This is a genomic window from Streptomyces sp. Ag109_G2-15 (genome assembly GCF_900215565.1).
GTDB lineage: Bacteria > Actinomycetota > Actinomycetes > Streptomycetales > Streptomycetaceae > Streptomyces > Streptomyces diastatochromogenes.
This window is the reverse complement of the sequence record NZ_OCNI01000002.1, coordinates 614,720-632,029: the sequence shown is the minus strand read 5'-3', so window position 1 is coordinate 632,029 and position 17,310 is coordinate 614,720. Positions and strand designations below refer to the sequence as shown.

Here is a 17,310-nt window from a genome sequence, read left to right as displayed (position 1 = left end):
GATTCTCCCAGGCGGCCGGCCGGGGCGGGCCACCTCCGGAACTGAACAAGGGGTGAAGGGTTTCCCGGGACGGTCATCCGGCCTCGGGCCGCGAGGAGTCGGCGCCGGCCATCCGTCCGTGCCCGTGGTGGCGGCGCCGGACCACGGGTGTGCGGTGCAGGGCGATGAGGGCGGCGTCGTCGTTCAGCCGGCCGCCCGCGTGGGCGAGCAGGTCGCGCCGCACATGGTGCATCAGCGCCTCCGGACTGTCGTCCGTCCAGTGCGCGACCCGCTCCGCCAGCGGATAGAACCGGCCGTGCGCGTCCCGGGCCTCGACGACACCGTCGGTGTACAGCAGCAGCGTGTCACCGGGCTCGAAGGAGAACACGTCCAGCGTGTGGTCGGTGGCCCCGTGCACACCGAGGGGCGGCGACGGGTGCAGGCTCGGGACCGTGACCGCGTGCCCCGGGCTCAGCAGCAGCGGCGGGGGATGCCCGCAGCTGGTCATCCGGGTGACCGGATCCCGGTCCGGGATCTCCACCAGCAGGACGGTGGCGAAGCGCTCGCCCGTCTCCTCCTCCGTCTCCAGCTCGGTGGCGTAGCGGCTGATGCTCTGGTCGAGACCGGAGGCCAGATCCCCCAGCGCCACATGCCGGTGCGCGCTCTCCCGGAACGCGCTGAGCAGCAGGGCCGCCTCCCCGACGGCCGGCAGCCCTTTACCGCGTACGTCGCCGATCAGCACCCGCACCGCGTTGTCGCAGCGGGTCGCCGCGTACAGGTCGCCGCCGATCTGCGCCTCGTCCTCGGCGGCGAGGTACAGGGAGGCGATCCGCAGCGGGCCGATGAACTCGGGCAGCGGCCACATCAGCACGTGCTGCGCGGCCTCGGCGACCGTGCGGACCTGCGCCAGCTGGGCCTGGCGCCGCTCCCGCACCGCGCTGTAGACCACGCACATGACCGAGAGCACCGCGAGGGTGACGAGCTGCACGACGTGGTTCGAGGTGGCGATCCCACCGTGAAGGAAGGCGATCAGCGTCTGGGCGGCCAGCGCCAGCGCCCCCACGAACGCCGTGGTCCGGGGCCCGGCGAACGACGGCGTGAGTGCCGGGGCCATGACCAGGGCCGGGCCCAGATGGATGCTCTCGGGGGAGCGGATGTCCACCACGGTGATCACCACGATGAGCGCGACCGGGAGCAGGATCAGCGCATGCGTCGACTGCCATGGCTGCCGCAGACCAGCACCCCTCTGCCGCGCCCTCATGCCACCAGGGTGCGCCCGGAACGAGCATCGGGCATTCCGGACGCACGCCGTGGGTCGCCCATGTGGCTAGCGGTTCACCGAGCGCATCCCGGCCTCGTCGTAGCGCTCGCCCGCCACCTCGGGCAGCTCGGCGTCGATGCGGGCGAGGTCCTCCTTGGTCAGTTCGACGTCGGCCGCGGCCGCGTTCTGCTCCAGGTAGGTACGGCGCTTGGTGCCCGGGATCGGGACCAGGTCCTCGCCCTGGGCCAGCACCCAGGCGATGGCCAGCTGCGCGGGCGTCACGTCCTTCTCCGCGGCGATCTCCTTGACCTTGGCCGCCAGCCGGAGGTTCGCCTCGAAGTTGCTGTCCGTGAAGCGCGGGCTGGTGCGGCGGTAGTCGTTCTCGTCCAGCTCGGCGGGGGAGGAGAAGCGGCCGGCGAGGAAGCCGCGGCCGAGCGGGGAGTACGGGACGAAGCCGATGCCGAGTTCCCGGCAGGCCGGCAGCACCTCGGCCTCCGGGTCCCGCGTCCACAGCGAGTACTCGGTCTGCACGGCGGTGATCGGGTGGACGGCGTGGGCGCGCCGGATGGTCTCCGCGCTCGCCTCGCTCAGCCCGATGTGCCGGATCTTGCCCTCGGCGACCAGCTCGGCCAGGGCGCCGACCGTCTCCTCGATGGGCACGTTCGGGTCGACCCGGTGCTGGTAGTAGAGGTCGATGTAGTCGGTGCCGAGCCGCTCCAGCGAGCCGTGGATGGAGCTGCGGACATGCTCGGCCGAGCCGTCCTGCCGGCCCACCGTGGTCATGTCCCCCGGTACGGCGTCGTCCATCCGGTAGTTGAACTTGGTGGCGATGACGTACTCGTCACGGTGTCCCCGGATCGCCTCGCCGACCAGCGACTCGTTGGTGAGCGGGCCGTAGAGCTGCGCGGTGTCGAGGAAGTCGATGCCCAGCTCCAGGGCGCGCCGGATGGTCGCGATGCCCTCGTCCTGGTCCGTGGTGCCGTAGAAGGCCGACATGCCCATGCACCCGAGGCCGATGGCCGATACCTGGAGATCCCGCAGACTGCGCTGTCGCATGAGGTGTCCCAGCCTTTCCCGCACACTCGATCGTCGTTCCGTACGGCACGACGGTCCTCATCCATCTAGCGACGGATTCCGTCACCCGGCATCCCGTGCGGGAGGCCGGACGACGTGACCTTCGTGCGCCGGTATGTCGGTGACGCTATGACTTGGAGCGCACTCGAAGTCAACTCAGCCGTTCAGGCGGACCGGCAGCTCGAACAGGTCGTTCTGGGTGACCACCGGCTTGTTGCGCAGCTCCGACACCGGCACCGCCGGTGCCAGGGCGGGGAAGCGGGCGTACAGCGCGGGCAGGGCCACCCCCGCCTCCAGCCGGGACAGCGCCGCGCCGGGGCACACATGCGGGCCGTGTCCGAAGGAGATGTGACGGTGCCTCGTCTCCCGCGTGATGTCGAACTCCCCGGCGCTCGGGCCGTGCGCGTTCTCGTCGCGGCCGATCGCGCCGTACGACACGATCAGCGCGTCCCCGGCCGGGAGCACCTGGTCACCCACCGGCACGTCCTCGGTCGCGAAGCGGATCAGGACGTGCGAGGTCGGGGTCGAGTAGCGCAGCGTCTCCTCGATCACCGCCGACCAGTCCGCCTGCCCGGACAGCACCAGGGCCCGCTGGTCGGGGTGGGCGGAGAGGTTGACGACGGCGTTCACGATCAGGGAGATCGTCGTCTCATGACCCGCCGCGACCATCAGCTGGAGCGTGGAGACGATCTCCTCGTCCGTCAGCTGGTCGCCGTCCTCGGAGGCGAGGACCAGGGCGCTGGTCAGGTCGTCGCGGGGCTCGGAGCGCTTCGCCGCCACCGTCTCCGTCATGATCCCCGCCAGCTCGGTGAGGGTCGCGACGACCTGCTCGGGCGGGGTCTGCGTGGAGAAGAACCTCTCGAACAGCACCTGCAGGCGGGGCAGCCGTGCCTTGTCGAGGCCCATCAGGTCCGCGACGACGTACATGGGCAGCGGATAGGCGAAGGCGGCCTTGAGGTCCACGACCTCCTCGCCGGTGGGCAGCGCGTCGAGCAGGGCCTGGGTGAGCTTCTCGATCCGCTCCCGCATCCGCTCCACCCGGCGCGGGGTGAGCGCCTGCGCGACCAGCGTGCGCAGGCGGCGGTGGTCGGTGCCGTCCACGGTGAGCATGGAACGGCCCGGGTTGGCGAGGCCGATCAGCGGCCAGTCCGCCGGTATCTCGCCGCGCTGCCAGGCGCCCCACACGTCGATGTCCTTCACCAGGCGCGGGTCGGTGAGCAGCGCCTTGGCCTCGGCGTGGTGGGTGACGGCCCACACCGGGACGCCGCCCGGCAGTTCCACGGCGGCGAGCGGGCCGGCCGCGCGCAGCGCCGCGCTCTCTCCGTCCAGGTCGGTGACGAAGGGGTCGAGGGCGATCCGGGCGTGGTCGGTTCCGGTCGTCATCGTGGGGTGCCTCCCAGGGCAGGTAGGGGCGTGAACCGGACGGGCAACCGGCTCAGTCCCCTGAGCCAGGGCGAGGGGCGGCGGGCGAGGGACTCGGCGGGCACCGCCAGGTCGAGGTCGGGCAGCCGGTCCAGGACGACCTCGATGCCGGTCCGCGCGATCACCTCGGCGATCTCCTGGGCGGGGAACGGGCAGCGGTGCTCGCCGTGGCCGAACGCGAAGTGCGCGCTGTTCCCGCCGGTCAGCGCGGAGACGTCGGTGCGGACCTGCGGATCGGAGTTGGCGCCCTGCAGGCCGAGCAGCAGCAGGTCGCCGGCCCGGACCGGGCGGCCGCCGAGGTGGGTGTCGCGGGCGGCCCAGCGGCCCGCCACGTTCTGGGTCGGCGTGTCCTCCCACAGCACCTCGTTCATCGCCTCGGCGACGCTGCCCTGACCGCCGAACAGGGAGGCGGCGAACCGGTCGTCGGTGAGCATCAGCCTGAGCGAGTTGCCGATCCAGTCGGCGGTCGGCTGGTGCCCGGCCGCCATCATCACCATCAGGTCCTGCGCGATCTCCTCGTCGGTGAAGCCGCCGGCGTCGGCGAGCATCCGGGAGACCACGTCGCCCGCCGGTTCCCTCCGGCGGTCGGCGAGCAACTGCCCCATGGAGGCGGCCAGATGGGACTGACCCGCGAGGGCCCGTCCCTGTCCGTCGATCATGTCGTTGAGGGCGGTGACCAGACCCGGGCCGTCCTCGTCCGGGAAGCCGTACAGGCGGGCGAGGACCCGTACCGGCAGCAGCATCGCATAGTGCGCGACCAGGTCGGTCTCGCCCGCGGCGCAGACCGCGTCGATCAGTTCGTCCGCGAACCGCTCGGCGTGGTCCCGCAGTTCGAAGGGGTCCACCGCCTCCAGCGCGTCGCTGATCATCGCGGCGCGCTGCCGGTGCCGTTCGCCCACGGTGTAGAGGATCGACGGCTGCCGGTGGCCGATCATCGGCAGCAGGGGCCAGTCGGCCGGGATGTTCGGCCACTGGTTCCACAGCTCGGAGTCCCGGCTGAACAGCACCGGATCGCCGGTCACCTGGTGCAGTTCGCGGTACCCGAGCACCAGCCAGGCCGGGACGCCGCCGTCGAGCAGCACGGGGACCACGGAGCCGTGCTCGTGCCGCATCTCCCGGTACAGGCGGGCGGGTTCGGTCTGGAAGCGGGGTCCGGTCAGGGGGACGGCGTCGGGGGTCACACGAACTCCTGTTGATCAGAGATTGCGGAGTGCAACGATCACCTGCTCCAGGACGGCGGGGTCGGTGACGGCCGGCCGGTGCGGATGGCGGGCGCTGACCCGGCCCGCCGCCAGCAGGTCGCACAGCAGCACCCTGGTGATGCCGACGGGCAGTCCCAGCTCGGCCGCGATCTCGACCACCGAGGCCGGGAACTCGGTCATCCGCAGGATCGCCGCGTGCTCCGACTGCATGCCGGCCACCGGCTCCGACTCCGCGACGACCAGCGTGACCAGGTCGAAGGGGCTGTCGGGGCCGGTCCGGCTGCGTCCCTGGGTGAGGGTGTAGAGACGGTCGGGGGCGTCGTCCCTGCCGGGCCGGTTCATGACGTACGGGGCCGAGCGGTCAGGTGCTCGCCGAGCTGCTCGACCAGCTCGGTCATGTGGTGGCCGACCACCCCGGCGTCCGCTTCCTCCGTCGTCACGACGGCCAGGTGGGCGCCCGCGCCCGCCTCGACGATGAACAGCACGCCCCCGTGGAACTCCGTCATCGCCGAGCGCACACCTCCGCTGCCGTCGCCGAACTCGACCGCCGCTCCGCGCGACAGCGACTGGATCCCGGAGGCGAGCGCGGCGAGCTGGTCGGCGCGGTCGACGCTCAACTCCGGGGACCGGCACAGCCTCAGCCCGTCCCGGGACAGCACGAGCGCGTGCCGCGCCCCCGGTGTTCTCTCCAGCAGCCCCTCCAGGAGCCAGGTGAGCGTGTCGTCGGCGGTGCTCGGGCCGGTCATGAGGTGACGTCGCCTTCCGGGTGCGCGTGCGGAGGGGAGGGGGAGCCGTGCCCGGGCTCGTCGGCGGGCCCGGGAGCGGGGCGGAGGGCCTGGCGGAACGCGCCGAAGCGGCTGACCCGGGTCCTGGACTCGTCGGTGCCCGGTGCGGGGCGGGACTCGGTGGTCCGGGGTGCCGGGCGGGGCCGTTCGGACTCGGCGGGGGTGCGGCCTCGGCGCCGCCTGGGCAGCCCGGTCGGGCCCTCGCCCGCGTCCGGCGCCGGGGACTCGTGGACCGGTGAGGGGTCCGCGGTCACTGTGGGCTCGGCCGGCCGCCCCGCGTCCGGATGCTGTGCGGGGCCGGTGAGGATGTCCTGCGGTATGAGCATCAGGACACCGGTGCCGCCCCGCGCCGACGGACGGAAGGACACCTTGAGACCGTGCTTGCGGGCCAGCCGGCCGACCACGGCGAGCCCGAGCCGGGTCCCCGTCAGGCCGCCCAGCTCCGAGACGTCACCGGTGACCGCCCGCTCGGCACGGCGCAGCTGCACGTCCCCCATCGCCAGACCGCTGTCCTCCACGGACACGATGACACCGGCCGCCACCTCCTCGACGTGGACGTGCACTTCGGCCGTCGGCGGCGAGAACTTCGCGGCGTTGTCGAGGAGTTCGGCGAGCGCGTGCATCACGCCCTCGGCGGCGTGTCCGGCGACGGCGGCCTCGCTGACCGAGTGGAGCCGGACCCGCTGGTAGCCGGCGATCCGGCCCAGCGCGCCGCGCAGCAGGGACTCCATGCCGATGGGCCGCGCCCACCTGCGGCCCGAACGCGCCCCGGTCAGGACGGCGACGGAGTCGGCGAGCCGGCCGGCCTGGGCCGTGCGATGGTCCAGGTGGAGGAGGTCGGCGAGGACGTCCTCGTCGGTGTGCCGGTCCTCCATCGCCCGCAGATCGGCGAGGGTCGCCGTGGCGAGCGCCTGCAGCCGGGCGGCCGCGTTGGCGGTCGCGGAGACCGCCGAGGCCCGCTCGCGCCGAGCCTGCCGCACCTCCTCCGCCAGCCGAGTGTTCTCGGCGCGAGCCCGGTCCAGCTCCTGCGCTCCCTGCTCGGCGATCCGCGCTCGGTCGGCCGTGAACTCCGCCTGCTGAGCCGCCAGTTCGTCGATGAGCCGCTGCTGTTCCCGACGTGTCTCCTCGGCCGTGCGGGTCTGCTGCTGCAGCAGCCGTCCGATGTCCCGGGTCGCGCTCTCCAGCCTGCGCCGGGTGCCGCGCGCGGTGTGCCCGGCGTGGGCCGCCGTGGCCACGGCGGCACAGAGCACGACCGCCGCCGCGCCCCCACCCCAGGCGAGCGGCGCACGCACCGACTCGGGCGCGGCCGACACGGCCGCGAGGACCAGGAGCGCCGACAGCGCACCGGACACGGCGAGGGCGGTGGTGAGCGTACGGAAGGAAGGGCGTTCGCCGGGATGCGTGGGCACGGTCATCGGTCCGGTGTGGTCCTCGCGGCAGAGAGGGCGAGCAGGGGCGGGCGGGTAGCGGAGCGACTCTCGAGAGTGAACTGGCGGTCACTATACGAGAGTTGGTGATCAAATCTGGCAGGTTCGGGCGTGTTTCCCTGAAGTGGACGGTCGAACCTGTGCGTTGGTCGGTGCCGGGCGCCTCGGGGCCGTACGGTCGCCCGCCCCCCCGTCGGGGACGGTTCCGAGGCTGGGCAGGTTGCCTCTCGTGCGCCTGTTTCTTGTCACTGCGACGCAGGCCAGAGGGATCTTGACGCCCGGCCCCGGGCTGGCTGAACTGTGAGCGGCCGGATCGGGGCGGCCCCGGCACAGAGGGTGGAATCGTACATCAGTACGATGACGGATGAAATGGGTGGAATGCGAGCAAACTCCCCGCACGGCCGAGGTGCGGGGAGCGGGGTGAAGGGGGCGATGCGGGTGACGGGGGACCGAGGGGCGAGGGGCTGCCGCGCCTCATGAGCGCTGACGGGAGCACCGCCGGGCACACGGAACAGGTCCGTGCCGTGCTCGCGCGCCTCGCCCGGTTCACCGGGCGCACGCTGCGGGCGGAGTGGTACGCCATCGTCGTCGACCCGGTTCGGCGGCTCGCCCGGCGCGGACTGCCCGGGCTGTTACTGGCGTTCGTCGCCGCGTTCGGGGTCATCTTCTTCCACGACGTCGCGCAGCACCCCACCGGAGCGCTGTGGGTCAAAAGGCTCGGTGGCGTCACCGCCGACCTGCCGCTGTGGCTGTCCCTGCTGCGCACCCCGGTGTCGCTGTACGTCCCGGCGCTCGATCTGCCGGTGTGGGCGGGCATCGCCCAGCTGTTCCTCGCCTTCGCCCTCGCCGAACTGATCCTCGGCCGGGCCCGGACCCTGGCGATCGCCTACGTCACCACCCTGGCCGGCACGCTCACCGCCCGCGTGATGATCGCGCTCGGCCCGGGCTGGTGGGGGTTCGGACTGCCGCACGCGTGCGGCGAGGTGCTCGACACCGGACCCTCGGCGGCCGTCGTGGGCCTGTTCACCTATCTGGCCGTCGTCCGGCACGCACCCGTGGTGTTCACGCTGACCGGAGGCTCGATGGTGTGGGAGTCCATCGCGGTTCCGAACCTCGCCGGACGCGAGCACCTGATCGCGGTGGGCATGTCGCTCGTCCTGGGCCTCCTGCACGGCCGCCGGGAGCGGCTGCGGTCCCTCGTCCGCTCGGCGCTGCCGACACGGACCGCCGAGCCCGCTCCGGCGCGGGCCGTGCCGGTACCGGTTCCCGCGCAGCCGGATCGCCCCCGGTCCGCGGATCCCGTCCCCGAGGCCGTCCTGCCTTCCCCCGAACGCCGGTCGACGAGGGCGGATGTCAGCCGACGGTGACCTTGAGGTTCGGTCGACGATGACCTTGCGGATCAGCCGATGGTGACCTTGAGGATGACGTCCTTGTTCGTGCCGGTGTTGCCGCTGGAGCCGAGCCACAGCTGGTCGGCGCCCGGGACCTTGGCCACTGCGCGCAGTCGGCCATAGGTGCCCTGGTAGTAGGACGTGGCAGGGCCGATGCCCGTGCCGCTGGCGTCGATGGGCAACCGCCACAGCCGCTTCCCGAGCAGTGTGGAGACATAGAGGACGTCGTTCACGATCGCGACCTGGGCGGGTACGCCCCCCTCCGCCGGCTTCCAGACCATCTTGGGATTGGTCATGCCCGGGGTGGGGCAGGTTCCCTCGCAGGTGGGCCAGCCGTAGTTCCGGCCCTTCTCGATGAGGTTGAGTTCGTCCCACGCGGTCCGGCCGATGTCGGCAGCCCACAGCCTGCCCCGGGAATCCCACGCCAGGCCTTCGGGGTTGCGCAGGCCGAGGCTGTACACGCGGTTGCCGAAGGGGTTTCCGGGTGCCGCGGCACCGCTCTTGGTGATGCGCAGGATCTTCCCGTTGAGGGAGTTCTTGTCCTGCGCCGCCTTGTTGTCATGGCCATCGCCCGTGGTGACGTACAGGTATCCGTCGGGACCGAAGGCGATCGTGCCGCCGTTGTGGTCCCCGCCCCTCTTGATGCCGCTGATCACGACGGTGTAGCCACTGAGCGAAGTGCCGTCGAAGCGCATCTTCACGACCCGGGTGCCGTCGGCGACCGTGTGGACGAAGAACACGTCCTTGTCCGTCGTGCCGTTCCAGGTCGGTGAGACGGCCACGCCCAGCAGCCCGCCGTCCGCCATCGCGGGATCGGGGTCCGCGGCGACCGTGTTCGGCACCGTGCCCACCTTCTTCTTGGAGCCGTCGGGCTTGAGGAGCCACACCGCGGACGTGTAGCGCTCGGTCACCAGTGCGCTCGTCGTCTTCGGCAGGAAGGAGAGGCCCCAGGGATTCGCCCACTTGTCGGCCAGGCGGCTGATGCCCGTCGGCGCACCGCCCTTGTGGGACGCGCCGTCCCCACCGCGGGGGGCGGACTGCGCGGCCGCGCCCGGCGAGGGGAGCAGGGCCGCGGCCACCACGGCGGTGACGGCGGTGAGAGCGGATATACCCGGACGGACTCGATGCAGCGCACGGTGTGCCGGACGTGACATCTGGTTGCCTTCCTGTCGTGGGGGGAGGGGACCGCGTCATTCCCTCGGACGGGAACGGGTGGCCGCGAACGGCGCGGCCGCAGCGTGGGGCTGGTCCCTTCGAGGAGTATCGAGCGCTGATCGACACGGCAGCCACCTGGACTGACCCATCCTGCTGAGCGGAACCGACCTCGGGGCGGAACGGCTCTCACCGGCATGTCCGTGCCACGTCAATGTGACGCTTTTCGCACTTCGACCCGTGCGGGCGCACCCTAATGTTGCCGCGACGTACCGCAAGGCATGGCTGACACCATGGTGTTCGTCGCCGGCAGGCAGCTGAAGGGAATCCAGGATGTTCCGCAAGGTGCTGGTCGCCAACCGTGGAGAGATCGCGATCCGCGCGTTCCGGGCGGGCTACGAACTCGGCGCGCGTACGGTCGCCGTGTTCCCGCACGAGGACCGCAACTCGCTGCACCGGCTGAAGGCCGACGAGGCCTACGAGATCGGGGAACCGGGCCACCCCGTGCGGGCCTACCTCTCCGTCGAGGAGATCGTGGGCGCCGCACGACGGGCGGGCGCCGACGCCGTCTACCCGGGTTACGGCTTCCTGTCCGAGAACCCCGAACTCGCCCGCGCCTGCGAGGAGGCGGGCATCACCTTCGTCGGGCCGAGCGCGCAGACGCTGGAGCTGACCGGCAACAAGGCCCGCGCGGTCGCCGCGGCCCGGGCGGCGGGCGTGCCCGTGCTGGGCTCGTCCGCGCCCTCCAACGACGTCGACGAACTCGTCCGTGCCGCGGAGGAGATCGGCTTCCCGGTCTTCGTCAAGGCGGTCGCGGGCGGCGGCGGGCGCGGCATGCGCCGCGTGGAGGACCCCGCCCAGCTGCGCGAGTCCATCGAGGCCGCCTCCCGCGAGGCCGCGTCCGCGTTCGGCGACCCGACCGTCTTCCTGGAGAAGGCCGTCGTCGACCCGCGCCACATCGAGGTGCAGATCCTCGCCGACGGCGAGGGCAACGTCATTCACCTCTTCGAGCGAGACTGCTCGCTGCAGCGCCGCCACCAGAAGGTCATCGAGCTGGCGCCCGCGCCCAACCTGGACCCCGAGCTGCGGGACCGGATCTGCGACGACGCCGTGCGCTTCGCCCGCGAGATCGGCTACCGCAACGCGGGCACCGTCGAGTTCCTCCTCGACCGCGACGGCAACCACGTCTTCATCGAGATGAACCCGCGCATCCAGGTCGAGCACACGGTCACCGAGGAGGTCACCGACGTCGACCTGGTCCAGGCCCAGCTGCGCATCGCCTCCGGCGAGACCCTCGCCGACCTCGGCCTGTCCCAGGACACCGTCACTCTGCGCGGCGCCGCCCTCCAGTGCCGTATCACCACCGAGGACCCGGCCAACGGCTTCCGCCCGGACACCGGACGTATCAGCGCCTACCGCTCCCCGGGCGGCTCCGGCATCCGCCTCGACGGCGGCACCACCCACGCGGGTACGGAGATCAGCGCGCACTTCGACTCGATGCTGGTCAAACTCACCTGCCGCGGCCGGGACTTCAGGGCCGCCATCGGACGCGCCCGGCGTGCCGTCGCCGAGTTCCGCATCCGCGGCGTGGCCACCAACATCCCCTTCCTCCAGGCCGTCCTGGACGACCCCGACTTCCAGGCCGGGCGGGTCACCACCTCGTTCATCGAGCAGCGCCCGCACCTGCTGACCGCCCGCAGTTCCGCCGACCGCGGCACCAAGCTGCTCACGTACCTCGCCGACGTCACCGTCAACAAGCCGCACGGCAAGCGCCCCGACCTGCTCGACCCGGTCACCAAGCTGCCGCCGCTCCCGGCCGGCGAGCCCCCGGCCGGCTCCCGGCAGCGGCTGGTCGACCTCGGCCCCGAGGGCTTCGCCCGGCACCTGCGCGAGTCGCCGACCATCGGCGTCACCGACACCACCTTCCGCGACGCCCACCAGTCGCTGCTCGCCACCCGGGTCCGCACCAGGGACCTGCTCGCCGTCGCCCCGGTCGTCGCCCGCACCCTGCCCGAACTGCTGTCCCTGGAGTGCTGGGGCGGTGCCACCTACGACGTCGCCCTGCGCTTCCTCGCCGAGGACCCGTGGGAGCGGCTGGCCGCCCTGCGCGAGGCCGTACCCAACATCTGCCTCCAGATGCTGCTGCGCGGCCGCAACACCGTCGGCTACACCCCGTACCCGACCGAGGTCACCGACGCCTTCGTGCAGGAGGCCGCCGCCACCGGCATCGACATCTTCCGCATCTTCGACGCCCTCAACGACGTCGGCCAGATGCGGCCCGCCATCGACGCCGTACGCGAGACCGGCACGGCCGTCGCCGAGGTCGCCCTCTGCTACACCGCCGACCTCAACGACCCCGCCGAGCGGCTGTACACCCTCGACTACTACCTGCGCCTGGCCGAGCAGATCGTCGAGGCCGGCGCCCATGTCATCGCCGTGAAGGACATGGCCGGACTGTTGCGCGCCCCGGCCGCCGCCAAGCTGGTGTCCGCGCTGCGCCGCGAGTTCGACCTGCCGGTGCACCTGCACACGCACGACACCGCGGGCGGCCAGCTCGCCACCTACCTCGCCGCGATCCAGGCGGGCGCCGACGCGGTGGACGGCGCGGTGGCCTCCATGGCGGGTACGACCTCGCAGCCGTCGCTGTCGGCGCTGGTCGCCGCCACCGACCACTCCGAGCGGCCCACCGGACTCGACCTCCAGGCCGTCGGCGACCTGGAGCCGTACTGGGAGGGCGTCCGGAAGATCTACGCCCCCTTCGAGGCGGGCCTCGCCTCCCCGACCGGGCGCGTCTACCACCACGAGATCCCCGGCGGCCAGCTCTCCAACCTGCGCACCCAGGCCGTCGCCCTCGGCCTCGGCGACCGCTTCGAGGACATCGAGGCCATGTACGCCGCCGCCGACCGCATCCTGGGCCGCCTGGTGAAGGTCACCCCGTCGTCCAAGGTGGTCGGCGACCTCGCCCTGCACCTGGTCGGCGCCGGGGTGCAGCCCGAGGACTTCGAGGCCACGCCCGACAGGTTCGACATCCCGGACTCGGTCATCGGCTTCCTGCGCGGCGAGCTGGGCACCCCGCCCGGCGGCTGGCCCGAGCCGTTCCGCACCAAGGCGCTCCAGGGCCGCGGCGAGCCCAAGCCCACCCCCGAGCTGTCCGCCGAGGACCGCGACGGACTGTCGAAGGACACGCGGGCGACGCTCAACCGGCTGCTGTTCCCCGGCCCGACCCGCGAGTTCGACACGCACCGGCAGTCGTTCGGCGACACCAGCGTGCTGGACAGCAAGGCCTTCTTCTACGGCCTGCGGCCCGCCAAGGAGTACGCCGTCGACCTGGAGCCCGGCGTGCGGCTGCTGATCGAGCTGCAGGCGGTCGGCGAGGCCGACGAGCGCGGTATGCGCACCGTGATGTCCTCGCTCAACGGCCAGCTGCGGCCCATCCAGGTACGTGACCGGGCGGCCGCCTCGGACGTGCCGGTGACGGAGAAGGCCGACCGTGCCGACCCGGGCCATGTGGCGGCGCCGTTCGCCGGTGTGGTGACGCTCGCGGTGACCGAGGGCGACGAGGTCGCGGCCGGCGCGACGGTGGCCACCATCGAGGCGATGAAGATGGAGGCCACGATCACCGCGACCAAGGCGGGCCGGGTGTCCCGGCTGGCCATCAACCGGATCCAGCAGGTGGAGGGCGGCGACCTGCTGGTCGAGATCGCCTGATCCACGGCTCGCCGCGGCCGGGGGACACCCGGTCGCGGCGATGCGTCCTACAGACGGCCGAAGTAGTGGCGCAGGCGGCCGAGGAGCAGGTTCGGATCGTGCCGCGCGATGAGCGCGGCGCTGGTCACGTAGACGGTCCGGCCGCGTACCGCCACGGAGGTCGGGTTGGACAGCCCGTCCGTCGGCGTGAGGACGATCGTGTGGCTGCCGTCGCGGCCCACCAGGGCGACCCGGCCGCTCCCGTTCAGCGCGGCCAGGACGGTGCGGCCCGTGCCGGCGAAGGCGAAGTCGTCGATGCCGTCGAGGGCGGTGGCCTGGGTCTCGACGGGACCCGCGGTGTCGTCCTCGCGGACGGGGATGCGCAGCAGTGTTCCGCGGTCGCTGTTCGACACCCATACGGCGCCTCGGTGGACCTTGATGCCGTTGGCGCCGAAGCCGCCGGCCGGTCGGAGCTGCGTCCCGGTGGCCCAGGCCGTGGCCGGACCGCCCGACTGCGGGACGCGCCAGACGGTGCCCAGTACCGAGTCGGCGGCGTACAGCACGCCCCGGCGCTCGTCCAGGGCCAGCCCGTTGGGCAGCCCCGTCGGCGGCAGCGCGGCGATCTGCTCGGGCGTGCCGCCACCGGGGGCGATGCGCCAGATGCCGGTCTCACCGGTGCCGGTCGCGAAGTTGACGTACAGGGTGCCGTCGTGGGCGCGGGCGATGCCGGTGACGACGGCGCTGTGCACGAGCGGCGTGTTCGGGTTCGCCACGTCCGGCAGGGTCGCGCGGACGTCGGTGGTCCCGTCGAGGCCGACGTGGGCGACCTGCCGGGCGAAAGCGAAGGTGAGGTCGGCGGAGCCGTCCCCTTCGAGCGCGATGTTCTCGGGCGTCCGCCCGTTGGCCAGGTCGAAGTGGGCGACGATGTGCGCGTCGGTGACGACCGGCTCGTCACCGGTGGCGGGAGCGGCCGCGGTCAGGCCGAGCGCGAGGGCGGCCGTGGCGGCACTCGCCAGGCGCGGGAGTCGGGGCATGTGACCTCTCTTCGGACGGCGCGCGGAGCGCCGGCGTGCGGGGTCACACCAACATGACGGTGGGCAGGTCACGGGGGCCGGGAGCCGGGGCCGCAGCGTCGCCCGCGCGGCCCACGACACACCGCTGTACGAGGCTTGCCCGGGTGATGCGCAGGCGCAGCGGTCAGTCCCAGAGCGGGTAGGTCACGACCTGCTTGAAGCCCTCCGGCCGGGCGCCCTCGTAGGTGAGGCTCATCCGGGTGTAGTGCTCGACGTCCGGATGCTTCTTCCACGGCCGCGGGTGGTCCAGGCGGACGGTCACCCGGTACGAGTGGAACTTGCCGGCCGCGCAGTACGGCTTGCAGTCGTTGACCGCGTTCACGCCCACGGCGGTCGCCGCCTGCTGACCCCACTGCGTCCAGTGGAGCCCGAGCAGGCGGCTGTTGCCGTCGCCGCAGGCCAGGATGAAGTCGGCCGGGCGGACGTGGCGGTTCCAGAAGCAGTCGACCAGGACGGGCTTCGCGGGATCGGCCTTCGGAACCGTGGACGGCGGGCTGGCCGAGGCCGTGGTCATGGCCGCTGTGAGCAGGGCCCCCGCCGCGAGGGTGACCGCCGTTCCCACCAGTGATCCGCGCATGGCCGCTCCCACCCGTCGTGCCGTGTCCGACCGCGTGCACCTCGACGCTACGACCGTCCGCCCGGTTGCACCAGTCGCGCAGGTCGCGCGGCGTGTCACCCGTGCTGGACGGTCAGCCCGTAGAACGCGACCCGGGCCCCGTTCGTGGTGCTGTCCGAGGAGGACTGGTTGTAGGAACCCGCCTTGAAGTACTGCTTGTACGGAGAGAACGACGACGGGATGCCGTAGCGGGTGGTGGTTCCGTTGACGGTCAGCTCGATGGTGTTCCCGCCGGAGATCGCGATGGTGTAGCTCCACGTCTTGCCGATCGGCACGTGTCCCACGGTGTGCGGGGTCTGGCCGCCGGAGGGCGAGTTCTCGGTGCCGAGCACGATGTCACCGTTGGCGTGGTAGTACAGCTCCAGCAGCGGCTTGGTGGAGGAGCCACCGGAGCCGAGGTGGATCTGGCCCACGCACACGTTCTTGGTCACGGAGACGACCCGCAGGGTCGCGCTCATCCGGTGGGATCCGCTGAGGGACCAGTCGGCGGCGCTGCCGTTGCGGTTCATCTCCCGCAGCTCGGAGCGGGCGTAGTTCGAGTTCGGCGTGGTCACGCCCTTCTCGGGCGCCCAGAAGGTCATCGCGCCGTCGCGGGTGTCGGTGTAGAAGTACGCGTCCTGGTAGCCGTTCGCGCCCTGCAGCCGGGACGACGGGATGGTGGTCGGGGAGCCGGGCGAGCCGACGGGCTCCTGGAGCTGCCATATGGACAGGTCGAAGTTGCCGCCGGGCGCGACATGCGGGTCGGCCGCGTCGGCGCTGCCGCCGGTGAGGGCGGTGAGGGTGAGGGCGAAGCCCGCGGCGGTGGTGGCCGCGAGGAGCCGGGAACGGGTCATGTGGGGGTCCCTTCGTCAGACCCGGATGCGTTCAGCATGATGAACGCTGAACGCATCCTTGGTCGCCGGTGACCCGTGAAGTTAAAGGTCTGAACCTGACACGTCAAGAGGTTCAGCAGGCGCCCTCGTCCTGCCACGGACCCCACTCCGAGGCGCCGGGCACCTCGTTCTGGGTCCACCACTTGGCCTTCCAGTTGTGCTTGTTGTACGAGACCTCGTTCCCGGCCGTGTACACCGCCGTCGAACTCCAGGCGGTCTTGCAGGACGTCGGGGTCGGAGTGGGGGTGGGCGTGGGCGTGGGCGTGTTGGTCGGCGGGGTGACCCCGGCGAACTTCACCGAGTACTTCGCGAAGTCCCAGGAGTTCTGGGTCACGCTGGAGCAAGTGCCCGACGTACGGCCGCCGTTGTCGGCCGGTGTGCACTGGCGGTCGCGGTTCAGGGACCAGAAGGTGAACCGGTCCATGTTGTGGCTGGTGGCGTAGTCCAGCACGGTCTGGAAGTCGGCCTGCGTGAAGTACTCGCCGGTGTCGCTGCGGCCGTTCATCCCGGAGAAGCCCTCGTGGGCGTAGGCCGTCGCCTGGTCCCAGCCGAAGGTGGACTGCAGGATCGAGTTGAAGTTGGTCAGCGCGCTGGTCTGGCTCGCCGCACCGTTGAAGCCGCCGTCGAAGGGCATGATGGAGAAGTTGTTCGGGGTGAACCCCTGCGACTTGGCCTCCAGCAGCATCTGCTTGCCGAACCAGCCGGTGCCGTCCGCCGTGCCGGCCGTGGTCACGGACACGTACAGACCCGGGTTGTTCTGCTGCAGGATCTTCGCCGCGCCGATCTCGTTCTTGATCGCCGCGCTGTTCTCGTACTCCGGCTCCTCCAGGTCGAAGTCGATCGCGTGCAGCCCGTACTTGGTGATGACCTGCTGATAGGCGGCCGCCGTGGCGGCGGCGTCCGAGCAGGTCTGCCCGAGCTTGGTGCCCCCGTACCCGCCGATGGAGACGGAGACGTCACCGCCCTTGGCGCGGATCGTGTTGATCACCGACTGGACGGCGGTGTCCGAGGAGACCGCGGCCGTGCCGCCCCAGGTCGGCGAGCAGCCACCGCCGTTGGGGGCCAGGACGAAGGCCAGCTGGAAAGCCTTGAGGCCGGTCGCGTCCATGATCGCGGCCGCGTCCGGCGGGTCGTTGTCCAGCGGCATCAGATACGGGGCGGCGGCGTACCAGCGGTTGCTGAGCGCGGTGGTCGCGCCCGAGGCGTTGCCCGCGGCGAGCGCGGCCGTGCCCGCGGCGGCGAGCGTGACGGCCGCCGCCGCGCTCAGACATGCGTGAAGACGTCTCACTGGGTGCCTCCAGAGGGTGGGGGTGGGGAGTGGCCCCACCCTCCGGGAGCTGTTGCGGTCACGTCAATAAGTTGGACTAGA

The 17,310-nt window shown here is 71.9% G+C and carries 14 protein-coding genes; 2 read left to right on the top strand and 12 right to left on the bottom strand.

Annotated features, from left to right (window positions below):
• Positions 1–73 precede the first annotated feature (73 nt).
• From CRP49_RS39350 to CRP49_RS39320, 7 genes are all read right to left on the bottom strand, one after another.
• Entirely contained in the window at positions 74–1,240 is a 1,167-nt protein-coding gene (locus CRP49_RS39350; protein WP_097258181.1) for a PP2C family protein-serine/threonine phosphatase, read from the bottom strand.
• A 66-nt stretch (positions 1,241–1,306) separates the two neighbouring features.
• Positions 1,307–2,296, bottom strand: coding sequence for an aldo/keto reductase (locus CRP49_RS39345; RefSeq protein WP_097258180.1), 990 nt, complete (start codon positions 2,294–2,296; stop codon positions 1,307–1,309).
• A gap of 174 nt (positions 2,297–2,470) precedes the next feature.
• Positions 2,471–3,697, bottom strand: coding sequence for a cytochrome P450 (locus CRP49_RS39340; protein WP_097258179.1), 1,227 nt, complete (start codon positions 3,695–3,697; stop codon positions 2,471–2,473).
• Entirely contained in the window at positions 3,694–4,917 is a 1,224-nt protein-coding gene (locus CRP49_RS39335) for a cytochrome P450 (RefSeq protein WP_097258178.1), read from the bottom strand. The genes CRP49_RS39340 and CRP49_RS39335 overlap by 4 nt, the downstream gene beginning before the upstream one ends.
• Before the next feature lie 15 nt (positions 4,918–4,932).
• Positions 4,933–5,280, bottom strand: a complete 348-nt coding sequence (locus CRP49_RS39330) for a DUF742 domain-containing protein (protein WP_097258177.1) — start codon at positions 5,278–5,280, stop codon at positions 4,933–4,935.
• Complete coding sequence (locus CRP49_RS39325; RefSeq protein ID WP_097258176.1) at positions 5,277–5,684, bottom strand: roadblock/LC7 domain-containing protein; 408 nt, start codon at positions 5,682–5,684, stop codon at positions 5,277–5,279. Before CRP49_RS39325 ends, CRP49_RS39330 begins: the two co-directional genes overlap by 4 nt.
• Positions 5,681–7,138: an ATP-binding protein gene (locus CRP49_RS39320; RefSeq protein WP_097258175.1), complete on the bottom strand. Its 1,458-nt coding sequence runs from the start codon at positions 7,136–7,138 to the stop codon at positions 5,681–5,683. The genes CRP49_RS39325 and CRP49_RS39320 overlap by 4 nt, the downstream gene beginning before the upstream one ends.
• Before the next feature lie 488 nt (positions 7,139–7,626).
• Between CRP49_RS39320 and CRP49_RS39315 the strand changes: the two genes are divergently transcribed.
• Positions 7,627–8,517, top strand: coding sequence for a hypothetical protein (locus CRP49_RS39315; RefSeq protein WP_097258174.1), 891 nt, complete (start codon positions 7,627–7,629; stop codon positions 8,515–8,517).
• A 32-nt stretch (positions 8,518–8,549) separates the two neighbouring features.
• Here the strand turns inward: CRP49_RS39315 and CRP49_RS39310 are convergent, their stop codons facing one another.
• Positions 8,550–9,695 (bottom strand): sorbosone dehydrogenase family protein, encoded by a 1,146-nt coding sequence (locus tag CRP49_RS39310; RefSeq protein ID WP_097258173.1) that lies wholly within the window; start codon positions 9,693–9,695, stop codon positions 8,550–8,552.
• Positions 9,696–10,026: 331 nt separating this feature from the next.
• Here CRP49_RS39310 and CRP49_RS39305 point away from each other — a divergent pair, with 331 nt between their 5' ends.
• On the top strand, positions 10,027–13,401 hold the full coding sequence (locus CRP49_RS39305) for a pyruvate carboxylase (protein WP_097258172.1): 3,375 nt from the start codon (positions 10,027–10,029) through the stop codon (positions 13,399–13,401).
• A gap of 47 nt (positions 13,402–13,448) precedes the next feature.
• On the opposite strand, the gene CRP49_RS39300 is transcribed toward CRP49_RS39305, so the two are convergent.
• The 4 genes from CRP49_RS39300 to CRP49_RS39285 form a co-directional block, all read right to left on the bottom strand.
• On the bottom strand, positions 13,449–14,414 hold the full coding sequence (locus CRP49_RS39300; protein ID WP_097258171.1) for an SMP-30/gluconolactonase/LRE family protein: 966 nt from the start codon (positions 14,412–14,414) through the stop codon (positions 13,449–13,451).
• Between the two features lie 163 nt (positions 14,415–14,577).
• Positions 14,578–15,030, bottom strand: coding sequence for a hypothetical protein (locus tag CRP49_RS39295; RefSeq protein ID WP_097258170.1), 453 nt, complete (start codon positions 15,028–15,030; stop codon positions 14,578–14,580).
• A gap of 95 nt (positions 15,031–15,125) precedes the next feature.
• Positions 15,126–15,902, bottom strand: coding sequence for a polysaccharide lyase family 7 protein (locus tag CRP49_RS39290; RefSeq protein ID WP_097258169.1), 777 nt, complete (start codon positions 15,900–15,902; stop codon positions 15,126–15,128).
• 112 nt (positions 15,903–16,014) lie between these two features.
• Entirely contained in the window at positions 16,015–17,229 is a 1,215-nt protein-coding gene (locus CRP49_RS39285; protein ID WP_097258168.1) for a carbohydrate-binding protein, read from the bottom strand.
• Positions 17,230–17,310 lie beyond the last annotated feature (81 nt).

Coding starts and splice junctions, on each gene's coding strand:
- CRP49_RS39320 (WP_097258175.1), bottom strand. CDS start 7,138: ATGACCGTGCCCACGCATCCCGGCGAACGCCCTTCCTTCCGTACGCTC.
- CRP49_RS39345 (WP_097258180.1), bottom strand. CDS start 2,296: ATGCGACAGCGCAGTCTGCGGGATCTCCAGGTATCGGCCATCGGCCTC.
- CRP49_RS39310 (WP_097258173.1), bottom strand. CDS start 9,695: ATGTCACGTCCGGCACACCGTGCGCTGCATCGAGTCCGTCCGGGTATA.
- CRP49_RS39290 (WP_097258169.1), bottom strand. CDS start 15,902: ATGACCCGTTCCCGGCTCCTCGCGGCCACCACCGCCGCGGGCTTCGCC.
- CRP49_RS39305 (WP_097258172.1), top strand. CDS start 10,027: ATGTTCCGCAAGGTGCTGGTCGCCAACCGTGGAGAGATCGCGATCCGC.
- CRP49_RS39300 (WP_097258171.1), bottom strand. CDS start 14,414: ATGCCCCGACTCCCGCGCCTGGCGAGTGCCGCCACGGCCGCCCTCGCG.
- CRP49_RS39350 (WP_097258181.1), bottom strand. CDS start 1,240: ATGAGGGCGCGGCAGAGGGGTGCTGGTCTGCGGCAGCCATGGCAGTCG.
- CRP49_RS39295 (WP_097258170.1), bottom strand. CDS start 15,030: ATGCGCGGATCACTGGTGGGAACGGCGGTCACCCTCGCGGCGGGGGCC.
- CRP49_RS39325 (WP_097258176.1), bottom strand. CDS start 5,684: ATGACCGGCCCGAGCACCGCCGACGACACGCTCACCTGGCTCCTGGAG.
- CRP49_RS39315 (WP_097258174.1), top strand. CDS start 7,627: ATGAGCGCTGACGGGAGCACCGCCGGGCACACGGAACAGGTCCGTGCC.
- CRP49_RS39330 (WP_097258177.1), bottom strand. CDS start 5,280: ATGAACCGGCCCGGCAGGGACGACGCCCCCGACCGTCTCTACACCCTC.
- CRP49_RS39340 (WP_097258179.1), bottom strand. CDS start 3,697: ATGACGACCGGAACCGACCACGCCCGGATCGCCCTCGACCCCTTCGTC.